This window comes from Sulfitobacter donghicola DSW-25 = KCTC 12864 = JCM 14565 (genome assembly GCF_000622405.1).
GTDB lineage: Bacteria > Pseudomonadota > Alphaproteobacteria > Rhodobacterales > Rhodobacteraceae > Sulfitobacter > Sulfitobacter donghicola.
Window position 1 is genome coordinate 1,695,163 of sequence record NZ_JASF01000005.1, and the last position, 15,650, is coordinate 1,710,812.

A 15,650-nucleotide genomic window follows, 5' to 3' on the forward strand; every position below is an offset into this window, starting at 1 on the left:
GCCTTTGATTGAGCGCAGATTGCGCTGGAATCACAGATATAGGGCAAACACGTGCAGGACCAGACAGCACAGATCGAATGGCGCGATGGGCGGGTACCTGTCTCAACCCAATTTGATGATCCGTATTTCAGCCTTGAGAACGGCATGGATGAAACACGCCATGTGTTTTTGGCGGGCAATAACCTGCCCGAACGATTTGTGGATGGGTTTCACGTGGCCGAATTGGGGTTTGGAACGGGCTTGAACTTTCTGGTCACGTTAAAGGCTTTTCGCGATAGCGGTTGCAAAGGCGTTTTGAAATTCACCAGCTTTGAAGCCTTCCCAATGGTTATGGATGATTTACACGCGGCTTTGCGCGCCTTTGAAGGGTTGCCGGATGATCTGGCTTTAGCAAGTGAGTTCCCTTCGTATCTGGATGGTCCAGATTTCGAATTGCGCGTGATCATAGGTGACGCACGAGAAACGCTGCCAAAGTGGGAAGGGCAAGCCGATGCTTGGTTCCTTGATGGGTTCTCACCTGCCAAAAACCCCGAGCTATGGTCGCCGGAATTGATGCGTGAAGTTGGCGCGCATACCGCTCCGACTGGAACGGCGGCCACCTATACAGCAGCAGGATTTGTGCGGCGTGGGTTGCAAGACGCTGGGTTTGAAGTCGCTCGGATAAAGGGCTATGGCCGCAAAAGACACATGACACAGGCGGTTCTAGCGTGAAGCAAAGCAATAACATCCCTTTGGGGATCGCCCTTATGATTGCTGTTACCTTTGTTTTTGCAGTGCAGGACGGGCTGTCACGCCATTTGGCAGGTGAATACAACGTCTTGATGATCGTGATGATCCGGTACTGGTTTTTTGCAGCCTTTGTAATCGCTTTGGCCAAACGCCATGCCAAGGGTATTCGCGGTGTGGCGCGAACGGATCAGCCATGGGTCCAGATCGGTCGCGGCCTTTTGCTGGCGACAGAAATCTGCGTCATGGTTGTGGCCTTTACGATCCTTGGCTTGGTCGAAAGCCATGCTGTCTTTACCTGTTATCCGCTTTTGGTCGCGGCCTTTTCAGGGCCAGTATTGGGAGAGCACGTTGGCTGGCGGCGCTGGGCTGCGATTGCAGTTGGTTTCATCGGGGTTGTGATTATCTTACGCCCTAGCGGAGATGTCTTTGATATTCGCGCCCTCATTCCCCTGCTCGCGGCGACGATGTTCGCGGTCTATGGGTTGCTTACACGGTTCGCTTCGCGACGGGATAGTTCGACCACCAGCTTTTTCTGGACAGGTGTCGTCGGCGCAGTTGCCATGACCAGCGTAGGGGTTTGGTTTTGGGAACCGATGAGCGGCCAAGATTGGATCTGGATGACTTGTCTGTGTTTCACAGGGGTTACGGGCCACTGGTTGTTGATCCGCTGCTATGAGGTCGCAGAGGCAAGTGCGGTGCAACCGTTTGCTTATTTGCAGCTGGTTTTCGCCGCGGTCATCGGGATCTCGGCCTTTGGAGAGACTGTCTCGACCAATGTTGCCATTGGATGTGTGATTATTGTGGCGGCGGGGCTATTCACCTTTTGGCGCGAACGCCTTCAGCGTTGATCCAGTCAGCTCTTCGTAAAAAGGAATGGGAAGAGGGTCACGGCCCAGTCGGGCGCGGTAAACTGGCAAGCTTTCAGTGACGCGCATGATGTAGTTTTGCGTTTCCCTAAAGGGGACCATTTCCACCCAATCAACGATATAGATGTCGCCTTCACGGGGGTCTCCATAATTGTCCATCCAGCGGATAGGGCGGCTGGGGCCTGCGTTGTATCCGGCGGACATCATGACGACATTGCCGTCAAACTGACCTGCCAGCTTTGACAGATACTGTGATCCAAGGCGGGCGTTATAGACAGGATCAGCCGTCAGGCGGTCTGTGGTGTGCTGGGGTAGAACGCCTATTTCCTGCGCTACCTCACGGGCTGTCGCAGGCATCAGCTGCATCAGGCCGCGTGCACCCACATGAGACTGTACAACAGGATCAAATTCGCTTTCGCGGCGCGCAATGGCCAATGTCATCTCTGGCGCCATGGGCAGGTCTGCCTCACCCGCAGGATGTAGCGCGTAGTAAGGCGCGGCGATTTCCAGACCGCGCCGCGCGGCGCGTTTTCCGATCATGACGGCGATATGGGGCTGCTCAACGTCGATGGCGGCTTGGCCCAAAAGCTCTAGGTCGGGCTCTAGCAGTTGCTCTGCGAGGTGTGTCCAAAACCGTTCGGCAAGGCTCATTTCACCAGATGCCTGAAGAAGGAGACCCGCTTCGAACAGAGGTGCCTGAGCAAGGGCGCTGGTTCTCCAGTCTGTTGTCGGGGCAGCGCCGCGCAGGCGGTCTGGGAAGGGGATGCGCGCACGTTCAGCGGCTAGCAATCCGTAAAAGGATGTCTGATATTTCGCCCCCATCTGATAGGCGGCTGTCGCGCCTTCATTGTCGCCCGCCGCTTCCAGCGCACGACCTTGCCAATAGCCAGCGCGCCCTTGGCTGATTGGGGATTCAACTGCCGAGTCGTGGTTTAGGAAATGTTGGTGCGCGCGCATTGGATCATCCAGAAACCGCAATGCGATATAGCCAGACAACCATTCAAGGTCCGCATAATCCGACCCTTCGGTTAGGTGATGCTGTGAAGCCATCGCATAGGCGCGCTGCCGATCGCCCGAACGCATTTCACCGCGTGCCAATGCGCGGCGTCGGTTGCCCCACGCAGCAGGATCACCCAAAGCCTCAACACTTTTGGAGGCCTCAAGAAGGAGGTCTTTTGCATCCCCGACGCGGTTTTTGCGAATGCGCCACTCAAAGCGTGCATGGTTCACACCGCCTGATGATTTCAGGTTGTCGGGCAGTTTTTCATAGATGTTCACGGCGCTGCTAGAACGACGATAAAAAGCGATACGCGATTCTGCGGCTCTTTCCGCGTCTTTGCTGGCCACGCCGTACATTTGCCGTGCTTCATCATATTCGCGTTGCCAAACCATCGCATCCAGCCGCGCATCGTGATGAGGTTTTAGCAAGGCCGCGTGATCCTTTAGAAAGGCGGCTTGCGAATTTGCGTTCATCGGCATGGTGCGCCATGCCAGAACAAGGTTGGCCTGCGCTGGGCCTGTCAGCCCTTTCGCGATCAAAGCTTTGGCATGGGCCAACACGCCCTTTGGGGTTTGGGCGGGAAATTGTTCAAAGAAGGCGAGGATTTTGTCGTCATTTTCCTTGATCACCTCAGGCTCGGAGCGGCGCAGCAGATATTCCATACCAGGCCAGTCAGGGCGACGTTTGATAAAGTCGATCAGTTGATTATAGCTACCCTCTGCTGCGCGGAGGCGATGCCATAAAATAACGTCCTGAGCGACCTTACCATCCCGCGCGGCGATCTTTTCAGCGGCGTCAAAATCGCCGCCTCGCATGGCATCAATGGCCCAGCCCAGCGGCCTTGGGCGTTCGGCCAATGCGGGAAAAGCCGTGGCACACAGCAGCAACAGGACCGTCAGATAGCGTGTCATGGCTTGCATTTCCTATCATCCTCACAGTAGAGCCTTCTAACATAGTCCATCTTAACGCAGGTTCAATTCACGTATCCTTGCGCAGGCGGTCTTTCTCTTGCGACCTCGATCGGCGAGGCGCTTTCACCCCGGATGGCCTTTCGGTCTCCAGCACATAAGGAGCGTGCACATGTTTTCAGGTTCTCTACCTGCCCTCGTCACGCCGTTTCGCAACGGCGAGCTGGATATTGAAACGCTAAAGAAACTCGTGGAATGGCATGTTGGTGAAGGCTCCAATGGTCTGGTTCCTGTCGGGACAACAGGCGAATCGCCAACGCTGACCCATGCGGAACACGAAGCGGTTGTTGAGGTTGTGGTAAAAGCCGCCGCTGGCCGCATTCCTGTGATCGCAGGTGCGGGCAGCAACAACACGCTGGAATCCATTCGCCTTGCCCAGCACGCCGAGAAAGTCGGCGCAGACGGTATCCTGCTGGTCACGCCTTATTACAACAAACCAACCCAGCGTGGGTTGATCGCGCATTTCACTGCCGTTCATGATTGCTGCAAACTGCCGATCATCATCTACAATATCCCTGGCCGTTCCGTCATCGATATGACGCCTGAGACAATGGGCGAGCTCGCAAAACTGGAGCGCATCGTTGGCGTTAAAGACGCAACTGGCGATCTGGCCCGTGTCTGCGAACAGCGCATTACATGCGGTCCCGATTTTATCCAGCTGTCTGGCGAAGACGCCACCGCACATGGGTTCAACGCCCAAGGCGGTGTTGGGTGTATTTCCGTGACGGCAAACGTCGCGCCAAAGCTGGCGTCGCAATTGCAAGCTGCCTGTGCGGCGGGTGATTATGCCACCGCTTTGGAGATTCAGGACAAGCTGATGCCACTGCACAAGGCCGTCTTTACCGAGCCAGGTTTGGTTGGCGTGAAATATGCGATGTCTTGCCTTGATCTATGCGCAGAGGAGGTTCGCCTGCCCCTGACAGGTCTGAATGATGACACCCGCGCATTGGTTGAAGCAGCTCTAAAGCACGCAGGCCTTCTTTAAGCCTTTGGCGATTTGATCGCTCTACACATTATGGATTTCCGGACATAGGGTGCCTGTAACCCCATTGTCCGGAGACCTTTTTGATGAACATCCTCCCAACCATTGCCGATAGCACAGATGAGCTGAATGAGATTTTCCGCGATCTGCATGCACATCCCGAGATCGGATTCACCGAAACCCGTACCAGCGCCATCGTAGCTGAAAAACTCCGCGCTTATGGTGTTGACGAGGTCTACACAGGGCTTGGTAAAACCGGTGTTGTTGGATTGGTCCATGGCAAGCAAAAGGGAAACCGCCGCATCGGTTTGCGCGCGGATATGGATGCTCTGCCCATTCATGAAATAACCGAGCTGGACTATGCCTCAACCAACGACGGGGTGATGCATGCCTGTGGGCATGACGGGCATACAACGATGTTGTTGGGCGCCGCAAAACATCTGGCAGCAACCCGCGATTTTGATGGAACGGCAGTGCTTATCTTTCAACCAGCCGAAGAGGGCTTAGGCGGCGCGCGACAGATGATCGCCGATGGTCTGTTTGATCAATTCCCCTGCGACGAAATCTACGGCATGCATAATACCCCCACAGGGCAGGCAGGTAAGGTTGGTATCACCAAAGGTGCTGCCATGGCAGGTGCGGCCTTTTTTGATGTGAAAGTCGTCGGTAAGGGAAGCCACGCTGCACGCCCTTCAGAAAGTAAGGATGCGCTGATCATCGCGGCCAGCCTTGCCACCGAATTCCAGACCATCCTCAGCCGGAATGTCGCGCCTCTGGAGACTTGCGTGCTGTCGGTGACCCAAATGCACGCAGGTGCCGCCTATAATGTTATCCCCGAGGTGGCGACGCTTGCCGGGACGATCCGGTATTTTAAGGACGAGGTTTATGAATTGGCCGCAGCGCGTATGCAGGCGATTTGTGATGGGTTTGCTCTGGCCCATGATGTGACGATCTCGCTAGAGCTAAGGAATGTGTTCGATGTGTTGATGAACGACGATGCGCTTTCCGATGCCTATCTGGAGGCCGCCGGAGACATTGTCGGAGAAGAGAATATCTATCACAAAAAGGAGCCCGCGACCGGATCTGAAGATTTCGCGGATATGCTAAAGGTTGTGCCAGGTGCGTATTGTGTCATCGGGCATTCGGGCACTGCTCCGCTGCATAACCCGTCGTTTTTCCTAGATCCCGAAATCCTGCCCGTAGGCGCATCGGTCATGGCACGGATCGTTGAGAAACGTCTGCCGCTCTCTACCTAACAATTTGTCAGAAACGAAAAACGCCGCCGTATCCAATGATGCAGCGGCGTTTATCGTTTGTCTGGTCAGTTTACCGTTTACCGTAATACAGGCCCACAACGTGCTCTGCCTCGGCAAAGAATAACCAGCGTGCGGTCAAGACGCCACCGATATGGGATAGCACAGCGAATAGCGCCAAATAGTGGCTGAACGGCGTTAGCAGGAAGATCACAGGCAGGACCGTCATCAGCAGGATCGAAATGATCCGTAGTTTTTGCGCGTGCTTGCGTCCAATGACATGGACAAATTCGCGCAACAGATAGTTGGTGCCAGTGTGGGGGGGCTCAAACGCGCGTACGCTGCCGATGCCCCCTAGGCCTGTGGCGGTTTCCATGTTCGTGCCGCTTTGGCTCAGCGCCTTATCCCCGCGCATCCACGTGGCGATTTGAACAGCCCCAGCTACAATCAGTAGGACGATGGCCCACGTGATCTTGGACGATAATAGCGCACCGCCTGCGATGCAGAGCGACAAGAAATTGGCCGACGTCAGAGGGCTGTTCCAACGGGGAACTGTTTTGAGCTGCCCGTAGATCATCGAGGTTGTGTAAACTGTCGCCAGTGAGGCAATCGCGCCCAAGATACCCAACACACTCCAACGCTGATCCAAAAACACCAAGCCCCCGCCGTAAAGCCCCATAAGGACAAGAGCAGCAACCGCGCACCATGCCTCACGCGACAGCCAGCTGGTGCGCCATTGCGTGAATGCCCTTAGCGCGCGTTCAGGGTGGCCAAGGTGGAAGGTGGATGAAATCAGGCCCCCGACCGCCAATAGGTAGGCGATGGTGAAGAACGCAAACGCGGTCCACCCCGTGACATCAGGCATACCGAGGCCAAGAAACACCAACAGGCCAAAACCTAGACCGGAAAAGGTGGAGAAGAAGATGACGGAAGGTGCTGGATGCATCAGAGTTTCTCCAGAGTTTTATCAAGCCAGCTAAGAAAGCCTCTTGGCTCTGTCGCGATAGGGTCGAGGAAAGGCGCGAGGATATCGATTTCTTCGCTTTGGAGGGTCAGTTGGTCCTTTGGACGTGGTGGCAGGTATTTGTTGACGGGTTTGGTGCCAAGTTCAGGCATCAAATCCATCCCGCCGCGTTCGGCGACCAGCTGGCTCACGTCTGAATTGGGATCGCCCAAATCGCCAAAGTGGCGGGCACCCGCAGGGCAGGTCCGTACACAAGACGGGGTGCGGTCAACTTCGGGTAGGTTTTCGTTATAGATGCGATCAACGCAAAGCGTGCATTTCTTCATCACGCCTTCGGCTTGGTCCAGCTCGCGCGCGCCGTAAGGACAGGCCCAAGCACACAGGCCACAACCGATGCAGTCACTTTCATTAACCAAAACGATACCGTCTTCAACGCGCTTATAGCTGGCGCCAGTTGGGCAAACGGTAACGCAAGGGGCATCATCGCAGTGCAGACAGGATTTGGGAAAGTGGATGAGCTGGGCTTCGCCTCGTTCGGGCTGAACCTCATAGCTGTGAACACGGTTCAGGAAGGTACCTGATGGATCAGCGCCATAAGGGTCTTGATCAGACAGGGGGGCGCCGTAGTTTTCGGTGTTCCAGCCTTTGCAAGAAATCACGCAGGCGTGGCAACCCACGCAGGTATCCAGATCAATAACCAGACCTAGCTTTTTGTCAGTATGGGTGGGCAATTGGGTCATTGGCCTACCTTCCATTTCAGTTCCGCAGGGCCTTTTCCAACGGGGGATTTGATCGACTTCATCGACGGCAGGGATACTGCATCACTAGGCGCATCAACTTTTTTGATCGCAACCTTCAGATCAAACCATGCGGCCTGCCCAGTAATCGGGTCTGAGTTAGCCCAGCGAAGGCCGTCACCCTTGGGGGGCATCAGTTCGTGGATTAGATGGTTCAGCAGGAAACCCTTGGTGGCTTCTGGGGCTTCTTCATCCAGCGCCCATGCGCCTTTGCGCTTACCAATCGCGTTCCACGTCCAGATGGTGTTGTCGTTCAGCGCGGCCATTTCCATAACGGGCACGGTGATTTTGCCATGGGGAGATGTGATCTCGGCCCAATCGCCATCCGTTAGCGCGTGGGCCTTCATCAGCTTGCTGGGTATATACATTGGATTGCGGCCATGTAACTGGCGCAGCCAAGCGTTCTGGCTGCCCCATGAATGGTACATCGCCATTGGGCGCTGAGTGAGGGCGGTAACGGTAAATCCTTCGTTCCCTTCCTGATCGGTTTCATACCAGATCGGCAGTGGCGACATCGTTTCCTTCACGCGTTCGCGTAGATGCTCAGGCGGTTGCCGCTCGCCGTGACCTTCTGCTGCGAGCTGGAATTTGCGCATTGGTTCGGAATAGAGCGTAAACAAATACGGTTGTTGGCTATCAAAGATACCCATTTTCACGGCCCAGTCCTGATAGGCTTGGTTCCATGGTTTGTAATAGTTTGCCCCGTCCGGAATGTGTTCGACAAAGAAACCGCCATTGCCGATGTAGTTTTCCATTTGCGACGCATTCACCCCGCCACGACCGTTTTGCAGGCCGTTCTCACCCATGCGCCATCCGGCAAGCGGACCAACACCAGGGCGGCGTTCATGATTTACGATGTAATCGGCGTAATCGGTGTATTTTTGGCTGCCATCGTCATTCACAAACGCTGGCAAGCCCAGTTTGGCACCCAGATCACAAAGCGCGGATTGGAACCCTTTGACGTTGCGATCAGGCTCTACCACAGGCCACCGTATGGCGTCAGCCGCCGCGTCTGCTTCGCAGATCGGGCGATCCAGCAGAGAGATACAATCGTGGCGTTCCAGATAGGTTGTATCCGGCAGGATCAGATCGGAGTAGGCGACCATTTCAGAGCTATAGGCGTCCGAATAGATGATGCGCGGGATCACATACTCACCGCTTTCGTCTTTGTCGGTGAGCATCTCGATGACACCCGTGGTGTTCATGGACGAGTTCCAAGACATGTTCGCCATATACATGAACAGCGTGTCGATCTTGTAGGGATCACCCGCATAAGCGTTCGAGATCACCATATGCATAAGCCCATGCACAGACATCGGGTTTTCCCACGTAAAGGCTTTGTCGATCCGCGCAGGCGTTCCGTCGTCTTTCAGTGCTAGGTCCTCTGGCCCATGAACAAAGCCGAGGTGCGGGCCATCCAAAGGTTGATCAGGGCAAATGCCAACGTGTGGCTTTGGGTGTGCAGTGGCGGGTTTTGGGTAGGGAGGTTTAAAGCGGAAACCACCTGGAACTTCGACAGTGCCAAGAATGATCTGCAACACGTGCAGCGCGCGGCAGGTTTGGAACCCATTTGCGTGCGCAGAGATGCCGCGCATCGCGTGGAAGGACACAGGGCGCCCCGTCATCGTTTTGTGGGTCTCACCGCGGAAATCCGTCCACTCGTGATCGAGCTCAAACGCTTCGTCGAATGCAACACGGGCTAGCTCGGCCGCGATTGTGCGAATGCGTTCAGCAGAGATGCCGCAGGTTTCGGCAACGGTTTCGGGCGCGTATTGATCGTCTAGGTACATTTCCGCCATCTGATGAAAGACGGGGCGGTGGGTGATCCCTTTGGCGCGGTGGGTTGCCGATAGATCGGGCTTTACGCCTTTTTGGTCATAAGGGGTTAGCTTGCCCGTGGTGCGATCAATAACCAGCTCTTTGCCATTCTCGTCGCGTAGCTTGAGACCGAATTCAGGGGATTTGTCGTCCCCGTTGATCAGCACAGCCGCATCTGTGTATTGCGCGAGATAGTTCAGATCCATCCGACCTGCTTTCATCAAGCAGTGGATCATCGACAAGATAAACAGACCGTCAGTGCCAGGTGTAATGCCGACCCAGTCATCTGCAACGGCGTTATATCCGGTGCGGATCGGGTTTACGCCAATAACACGGGCGCCCCGCTTTTTGATTTTGCCGATCCCCATTTTGATGGGGTTGGAATCGTGGTCTTCGGCAACGCCGAAAAGCATGAACAGCTTGGTATGGTCCCAATCAGGCTGCCCAAATTCCCAAAAAGCGCCGCCCATTGTATAGATGCCAGCAGCCGCCATGTTGACCGAACAAAAACCTCCGTGGGCCGCATAGTTCGGCGTGCCGAATGACTGCGCCCACAACGAGGTAAAGCTCTGCGATTGGTCGCGGCCTGTAAAAAACGCCAACTTTTCAGGGTTGGTTTCGCGGATCGGTTTTAGCCAACTTGCAGCAATCTCATAGGCTTCATCCCAGCTGATTTCTTCGAATTCACCCGAGCCACGTTCGCCAACACGTTTCATCGGAGACTTCAGGCGCGATGGCGCATTGTGCTGCATGATGCCAGCCGACCCTTTGGCGCAAAGGACGCCTTGGTTCACAGGATGGTCGCGGTTTCCCTCGATATAGGCAACCTTTAGGTCGCCCAGCGGGTCTTTCTTCATGTGGACATTAATGCCGCAGCGACAGGCGCACATATAGCATGTGGTTTTGCGGATCTCGTCAGAGACTTTTGGGCTCAGGTCCAGCGTTGGCTGTTTGTGGGTCATAGTCTCTCCTGACGGTTATCTGGATACCTGTTGGGGTGTGGCATGGCTGGTTGCGCCGTGATCCTTTGGTTGCTTCCCTTAGTCTTGTGCATGTTAAAATATAGCGCTGCATGGGTTTGGCGCAAAGCCCGTTGCGCGTGACCTTGGTTTAGAACGATGTCGGCAGGCCGAGCCGCTGCGCATATCTGAAGATCGCGCAGCGTGTTCATGATGGCCTGCCCATTTTTTATGTGCGGTTGTCAGCACGTTTTAGACAGATTGCTCGCGCATGTCGGATGCATCGATACCGGCAACTTTGACAGGTTTCTTCATTGCATCGCGGCGGAATGGGTCACCCAGCTCTTGGTTGATCATCGCTTCGATCAATGTGGTGATCCCGTTTTCCATCTGGTCTTTGATCGCTTGGGCCAGCGCCGCGGTCAGTTCGTCCTGCGTGCGGGCAACAACACCTTTGAGGCCACAAGCCGAGGCGATACCAGCGTAGGAAACCTGCTCGTCCAGCTCGGTGCCGACAAAATTGTCGTCAAACCAAAGGGTTGAGTTACGCTTTTCCGCGCCCCACTGGTAGTTGCGGAAAACGATCTGGGTGATCGCAGGCCAGTCACCGCGGCCGATCGCGGTCAGTTCGTTGACCGAGATGCCGAATGCGCCGTCACCAGCGAAACCAACAACAGGCACGTCAGGACGCCCGATTTTCGCACCAACGATAGAAGGTAGGCCATAACCGCAGGGACCAAACAGACCAGGGGCCAGATATTTGCGGCTTTCGTCGAAGGATGGGTAGGCGTTACCGATTGCGCAGTTGTTACCGATGTCGGAAGAGATGATCGCTTGGGCAGGTAGGGCGGCCTGAATAGCGCGCCACGCCATACGCGGCGCCATCCAGTCGGGCTTGGCTGCGCGGGCGCGAACGTTCCAATCTGTACCGGGATCGTCCTGCTCTTCCGTCATCGAGGTCAGTTCCTGAGCCCATGAGGATTTTGTTGTAGCGATTGTATTCTTGCGGTCGGTACGACCTGCGTCACCAGCATCATCGGCCAATTTCTCCGAGATTGCGGTTGCTACTTTGGCGGCGTCACCGACGATGCCAACGGTCACAGCCTTGGTAAGGCCGATGCGATTTGGGTTTAGGTCTACCTGAATAATTTTCGCATCTGTTGGCCAATAATCTATGCCGTATCCAGGCAGAGTGGAAAACGGGTTGAGGCGCGTACCGAGGCACAAAACAACATCGGCTTTGGCGATCAGTTCCATGCCCGCCTTGGAACCGTTGTAGCCCAGAGGGCCAGCATACAATGGGTGGTTTCCAGGGAAGGCGTCATTGTGTTGGTAACCCACACAAACGGGTGCATCTAGCGTTTCTGCCAGAACGCGGGAGGCTTCGATGCCGCCTTTGGACAGGATCGCCCCCGCACCATTCAAGATCACAGGGAACTTGGCAGAAGACAGCAGATCAGCAGCCTCTTGAACCGCAACAGCTCCACCTTGGGGCAATTCGAAATCGACGATGACTGGTAGATCGATGTCGATCACTTGGGTCCAAAAATCGCGTGGCACGTTGATTTGCGCGGGGGCAGAGGCGCGCTTGGCTTGCATGATCACGCGGTTCAGGGTTTCGGCGATGCGCGAGGGGTCGCGTACCTCTTCTTGGTAGGCAACACAGTCAGAGAACAGGTTCATCTGTTCCATCTCCTGAAAACCACCCTGACCGATTGTTTTATTCGCCGCCTGTGGCGTGACCAGCAAAATAGGGGTGTGGTTCCAATAGGCAGTTTTAACCGCGGTTACAAAGTTGGTGATGCCTGGGCCGTTTTGCGCGATCATCATAGACATCTTACCAGTGGCGCGGGTGAAGCCGTCTGCCATCATGCCGCCAGATGTTTCATGGGCGCAGTCCCAGAATTTAATACCAGCATCAGGGAAAATGTCAGAGATTGGCATCATGGCAGAGCCGATGATTCCGAAGGCGTTATCGATGCCATGCATCTGGAGCGTTTTGACGAAGGCTTCTTCGGTGGTCATCTTCATAGGGGGGATCCTTGATCTGGATTAGTAGAAATCTGGGTTTGCGACAAGCTACGGTTTCTTCGAATCAAACGTTAGGGCCAGTTGATTTTATGGGGTATGACCAGATGCGATCATCTCATCAATCTCGGCAGAGATGAGCTTTAGCCCGTTTAATACGCGGTCTGAATGGATGGATGAGTAACCTAGCCGATAGAAGTTTTTCGGAGGTGTTTCCCCATCAAAAAACGAATGACCAGGTTCGATCAAGACGCCCTTTTCCCTTAGCCGATTTGCAAGGGTTTGGGTGTCGATGTCATCGGGTGCTTGCATCCAAAAGGATGATCCGCCGTGGGCACCTTGCCCTGCAATTTTTAATCCATTGTCGGCGATTGCCTTCTCCATTTTTGAACGGCGCTCATGCAGTGCGTTACTGGTGCGCCGAACCAAAGCATCATAATGGCCGAGCGATAGGAAATAAGACGCGGTGCGTTGGATATGACCAGGCGGGTGGCGCAAAACGGACGCGCGCAGTGCGCGCGCTTCGCGGATGAAGGGTTCTGACCCAACAAGATAGCCAAGCCGCAAACCGGGAAATAGAGATTTCGAAAAACTGCCCACGTAAATGACGCGCCCGTCAGTATCCAAGGATTTAAGAGCCGGAGAAGGTGCGCGCAAAAACGAGGTTTCAAACTCGTAATCGTCCTCAACGATGATCGCGTCGATCTCTCTTGCACGTTTCAGCAGCTGGCGGCGACGCTCAATTGGCATGGTCGCGTTGGTTGGGCATTGATGGCTTGGCGTTGTAAATAGGACGTCTGTGTCGGGTGGAATAGCATCGGGAGGCAAGCCGTCCCGATCAACGCGCACAGGTGTTACGTTACAGCGGGACTGGATCAGAATGTCCCGCAGCGCGGGATAGCAAGGGTCTTCGAGGGTGGCGCGCCGCCGTTGGGTGAGCAGAACCTGTGCTGTCAGCCAAAGTGCATTTTGTGCGCCAAGTGTTATCAAAATTTGTTCAGGCGCAGCCGTGATCCCACGCCGTGGAAGCGTATGGCGCGCAATAAACTCGATCAGGTTCGGGTCATCCTGATCGTAGTAGTCTTTCGTCATGGAATTAAAGTCACGTTGCCCCAAAGCCTGAAGGGCACACAGGCGCCAGTTTGCGTGATCAAATAGGGACTGATCCGCTTGGCCGTAAACAAACGGATAGCGGTATTGCGACCAATCTTGTGGCTTGGTTGGTGTTACCCCTCCGCTAAAGCGCTGGCCAATCGCACGGTTCCAATCGACGGCGTCCAATACATCGGGGCTGGGCGTAAAAGATGGGGGGCTGGGCGCGTTTTCAGAAACGTAATAGCCCGACCGGCCTTTGGATGAGAGGTAGTCATTCGCCAAAAGCTCGGTATAGGCGATCGTGACAGTGATCCGGCTGACACCAAGGTGGGTTGCCAATTTCCGCGTCGAGGGGAGCTTTTCGCCGTGTTGAAAACGACCAGAGAGGATCCCCTGTGCAATCATTTGCTGGATTTGCGCTTGCAATGTTCCCTGCGCGTCAGGTTGAAGAAAAAAGGTTTCTACTGGAAGCGCCATTTATGATCCCGATTTTGGATATAGCTGGGGGGCAATCTGGACTTATAGTGAGGTGAAATGGTGCCAAAGTACAGGCGTATTCCATCCTGTGCTTTCAGGGGTAATCTGAAATTGAAGGCTGTGTTTTTGAATGGCGCGCTATTTTGGCGTGTGAAGCTGTTCCTGACGGAGGCCAGTGCGAGCCAAGGTTTTGGACCAAAAGGGCGCGCGCCCTAAATTGCGGTTGGAGCAATCAGGCGGGTTTCGGTGACGTTCAGACAGGCCCGTGCTGCATTGCCGGGATTGTGGGGTGCCGTGCGCAGGTCTGGAAATAGGCTGAAGAGTTCCTCCCGCGCTGCAATGTCCATAGAGGATTTCGCGACACTGCCTGTATGCAAGCTTTCTGAAAGAGCGCCGTTGGCTGTGATGATTTCATGCCGCGCAAAGCCAAGGTGAATGTATGTCACACCCGCGGCAGGCGTTTTGGTTAGGATGGTGCTGTCGTTAAGCAACCCTTTTGCTGGGGCAAGCAGTTGATCTTCTCCAAACATCATCTGTGCCCGCCAGCCGCCAATAAGCATGCGGTGCTGTGGTGAAACGAGAAGATCCCGTTGCGGAAGGTTCGGCCCAAGGCTTCCTGCTTTGATCAGGACAGGTTTCAGGCTGGGCTGGGTTTGTAGTTGTTGCGCGCTGGTAAACGTCCGGCTTGAGAATAAGACGGGCTGCGGACCGTTATCCAAAGTGAGAACGTAGTCGCCCTTTTCAATCGTCTCGATCGCCCGTGGTCCAAGGGGTGTATCGATCATCGTTCCGGGTGTAAAACACAGGATTTGACCGATTTCAAAACCAACAAGGCCCAGAGATTCTGTTGCGTGGGCAGAGTTGCCGTTGCCGGTTTCTTCGTCAAATTTCGCTACAACGTTTCCGGTTGATCCCGTTACGCTTGCCCCGTTTCCAAGAACGACGTTGCCCGCTTCGGGATCGTTCATGGATTGAGTTTCGCCAAAAACCGCGCCGTCTGTCAGGCTGCCGCCTAGGGCAAACGTGCTGTTCGATGTTGTGAGAGCGCTGTGAAGGGATGCAAAGCCCGCCGTGCCATCACCCCCTGTAGAAATCGCGATCCAACCAACGTCTTCACCGGTGTTTACACCGTCCGAAAGCGATCCCTCTTGCAGTTGGACATCAAATCCACTGTTGGTCACGTTGAACGGATCGCTGTCAACGACATCCGGGTCGTTTTGGCTCATGACATTGGTGAGAACAACAGGGGTGCCAGTGTGGGTGCCAGACAATGAAACCGAGCTAGCTGTGTCTGTGGCGGTGGTTGTGCCCGCTTCGATGGTGCGCCCGTCGTTGAGTGTATGTACGCCTGTTTCTACGGCAATCCAGTTGATGGTTTCCGTCGCAGGGTGGGGGCCGTCCTCGTCTTCCCATTCTTCTAGAATGAAATCAAAACCGTCCGCATCAACAGACACAACGCGCAGGGAAAATTCGTTACCACCTTGGTTTGTCGAAGACAGGTGGATGATAGCATCAGTCATTGGTTCGGTGAAATCGATACGAACGACTTCACCTTCAGCAAAACTTCCTCGTGTTAAGGCACCGACCTCACCGATAGGCATAGGAATATCTCCAGATCAAAAACTGATAGGAAATATCTAAAATTTGAATTGGGCGGGTTTAGGCTCAGATTGTGCCCAAGCTGTGGCTGAGAGAGGAAAGTAAAGTAATTAGC

At 54.8% G+C, this 15,650-nt stretch carries 11 protein-coding genes; 4 read left to right on the forward strand and 7 right to left on the reverse strand.

Going from position 1 to position 15,650, the window contains the following annotated elements; all coding sequences use genetic code 11:
- The first annotated feature begins 51 nt into the window (after window positions 1-51).
- Complete coding sequence (gene mnmC2, locus Z948_RS0109200) at window positions 52-711, forward strand: tRNA (5-methylaminomethyl-2-thiouridine)(34)-methyltransferase MnmC2 (protein ID WP_025059275.1); 660 nt, start codon at window positions 52-54, stop codon at window positions 709-711.
- Complete coding sequence (locus tag Z948_RS0109205) at window positions 708-1,577, forward strand: DMT family transporter (protein ID WP_025059276.1); 870 nt, start codon at window positions 708-710, stop codon at window positions 1,575-1,577. Before mnmC2 ends, Z948_RS0109205 begins: the two co-directional genes overlap by 4 nt.
- Here Z948_RS0109205 and Z948_RS0109210 read toward each other — a convergent pair.
- Window positions 1,542-3,515 (reverse strand): lytic transglycosylase domain-containing protein, encoded by a 1,974-nt coding sequence (locus tag Z948_RS0109210; protein WP_025059277.1) that lies wholly within the window; start codon window positions 3,513-3,515, stop codon window positions 1,542-1,544. The two genes, Z948_RS0109205 and Z948_RS0109210, sit on opposite strands and share 36 nt — an antisense overlap.
- Window positions 3,516-3,675: 160 nt before the next feature.
- Between Z948_RS0109210 and dapA the strand changes: the two genes are divergently transcribed.
- Window positions 3,676-4,548 (forward strand): 4-hydroxy-tetrahydrodipicolinate synthase, encoded by an 873-nt coding sequence (gene dapA, locus Z948_RS0109215; protein ID WP_025059278.1) that lies wholly within the window; start codon window positions 3,676-3,678, stop codon window positions 4,546-4,548.
- 83 nt (window positions 4,549-4,631) lie between these two features.
- Entirely contained in the window at window positions 4,632-5,801 is a 1,170-nt protein-coding gene (locus Z948_RS0109220) for a M20 aminoacylase family protein (RefSeq protein WP_025059279.1), read from the forward strand.
- A gap of 70 nt (window positions 5,802-5,871) precedes the next feature.
- On the opposite strand, the gene Z948_RS0109225 is transcribed toward Z948_RS0109220, so the two are convergent.
- From Z948_RS0109225 to Z948_RS18445, 6 genes are all read right to left on the reverse strand, one after another.
- Window positions 5,872-6,744 (reverse strand): dimethyl sulfoxide reductase anchor subunit family protein, encoded by an 873-nt coding sequence (locus tag Z948_RS0109225; RefSeq protein ID WP_025059280.1) that lies wholly within the window; start codon window positions 6,742-6,744, stop codon window positions 5,872-5,874.
- Window positions 6,744-7,502 (reverse strand): 4Fe-4S dicluster domain-containing protein, encoded by a 759-nt coding sequence (locus Z948_RS0109230; protein ID WP_025059281.1) that lies wholly within the window; start codon window positions 7,500-7,502, stop codon window positions 6,744-6,746. The genes Z948_RS0109225 and Z948_RS0109230 overlap by 1 nt, the downstream gene beginning before the upstream one ends.
- Entirely contained in the window at window positions 7,499-10,339 is a 2,841-nt protein-coding gene (locus Z948_RS0109235) for a molybdopterin oxidoreductase family protein (RefSeq protein ID WP_025059282.1), read from the reverse strand. The genes Z948_RS0109230 and Z948_RS0109235 overlap by 4 nt, the downstream gene beginning before the upstream one ends.
- Window positions 10,340-10,588: 249 nt before the next feature.
- Window positions 10,589-12,367, reverse strand: a complete 1,779-nt coding sequence (gene xsc, locus Z948_RS0109245) for a sulfoacetaldehyde acetyltransferase (protein WP_025059284.1) — start codon at window positions 12,365-12,367, stop codon at window positions 10,589-10,591.
- Between the two features lie 87 nt (window positions 12,368-12,454).
- Window positions 12,455-13,936 carry a MocR-like pyridoxine biosynthesis transcription factor PdxR gene (gene pdxR / locus Z948_RS0109250; RefSeq protein ID WP_025059285.1) on the reverse strand — a complete coding sequence of 494 codons (1,482 nt, stop codon included), beginning with the start codon at window positions 13,934-13,936 and terminating at the stop codon, window positions 12,455-12,457.
- 212 nt (window positions 13,937-14,148) lie between these two features.
- Entirely contained in the window at window positions 14,149-15,537 is a 1,389-nt protein-coding gene (locus Z948_RS18445) for a Hint domain-containing protein (protein WP_025059286.1), read from the reverse strand.
- Window positions 15,538-15,650: the final 113 nt, after the last annotated feature.

What these genes read in the sequence shown, in the direction of transcription:
- Z948_RS0109210 (WP_025059277.1), bottom strand. Translation starts at nt 3,515, where the DNA reads ATGCAAGCCATGACACGCTATCTGACGGTCCTGTTGCTGCTGTGTGCC.
- dapA (WP_025059278.1), top strand. Translation starts at nt 3,676, where the DNA reads ATGTTTTCAGGTTCTCTACCTGCCCTCGTCACGCCGTTTCGCAACGGC.
- Z948_RS0109220 (WP_025059279.1), top strand. Translation starts at nt 4,632, where the DNA reads ATGAACATCCTCCCAACCATTGCCGATAGCACAGATGAGCTGAATGAG.
- Z948_RS0109225 (WP_025059280.1), bottom strand. Translation starts at nt 6,744, where the DNA reads ATGCATCCAGCACCTTCCGTCATCTTCTTCTCCACCTTTTCCGGTCTA.
- Z948_RS0109230 (WP_025059281.1), bottom strand. Translation starts at nt 7,502, where the DNA reads ATGACCCAATTGCCCACCCATACTGACAAAAAGCTAGGTCTGGTTATT.
- Z948_RS0109235 (WP_025059282.1), bottom strand. Translation starts at nt 10,339, where the DNA reads ATGACCCACAAACAGCCAACGCTGGACCTGAGCCCAAAAGTCTCTGAC.
- xsc (WP_025059284.1), bottom strand. Translation starts at nt 12,367, where the DNA reads ATGAAGATGACCACCGAAGAAGCCTTCGTCAAAACGCTCCAGATGCAT.
- pdxR (WP_025059285.1), bottom strand. Translation starts at nt 13,936, where the DNA reads ATGGCGCTTCCAGTAGAAACCTTTTTTCTTCAACCTGACGCGCAGGGA.
- Z948_RS18445 (WP_025059286.1), bottom strand. Translation starts at nt 15,537, where the DNA reads ATGCCTATCGGTGAGGTCGGTGCCTTAACACGAGGAAGTTTTGCTGAA.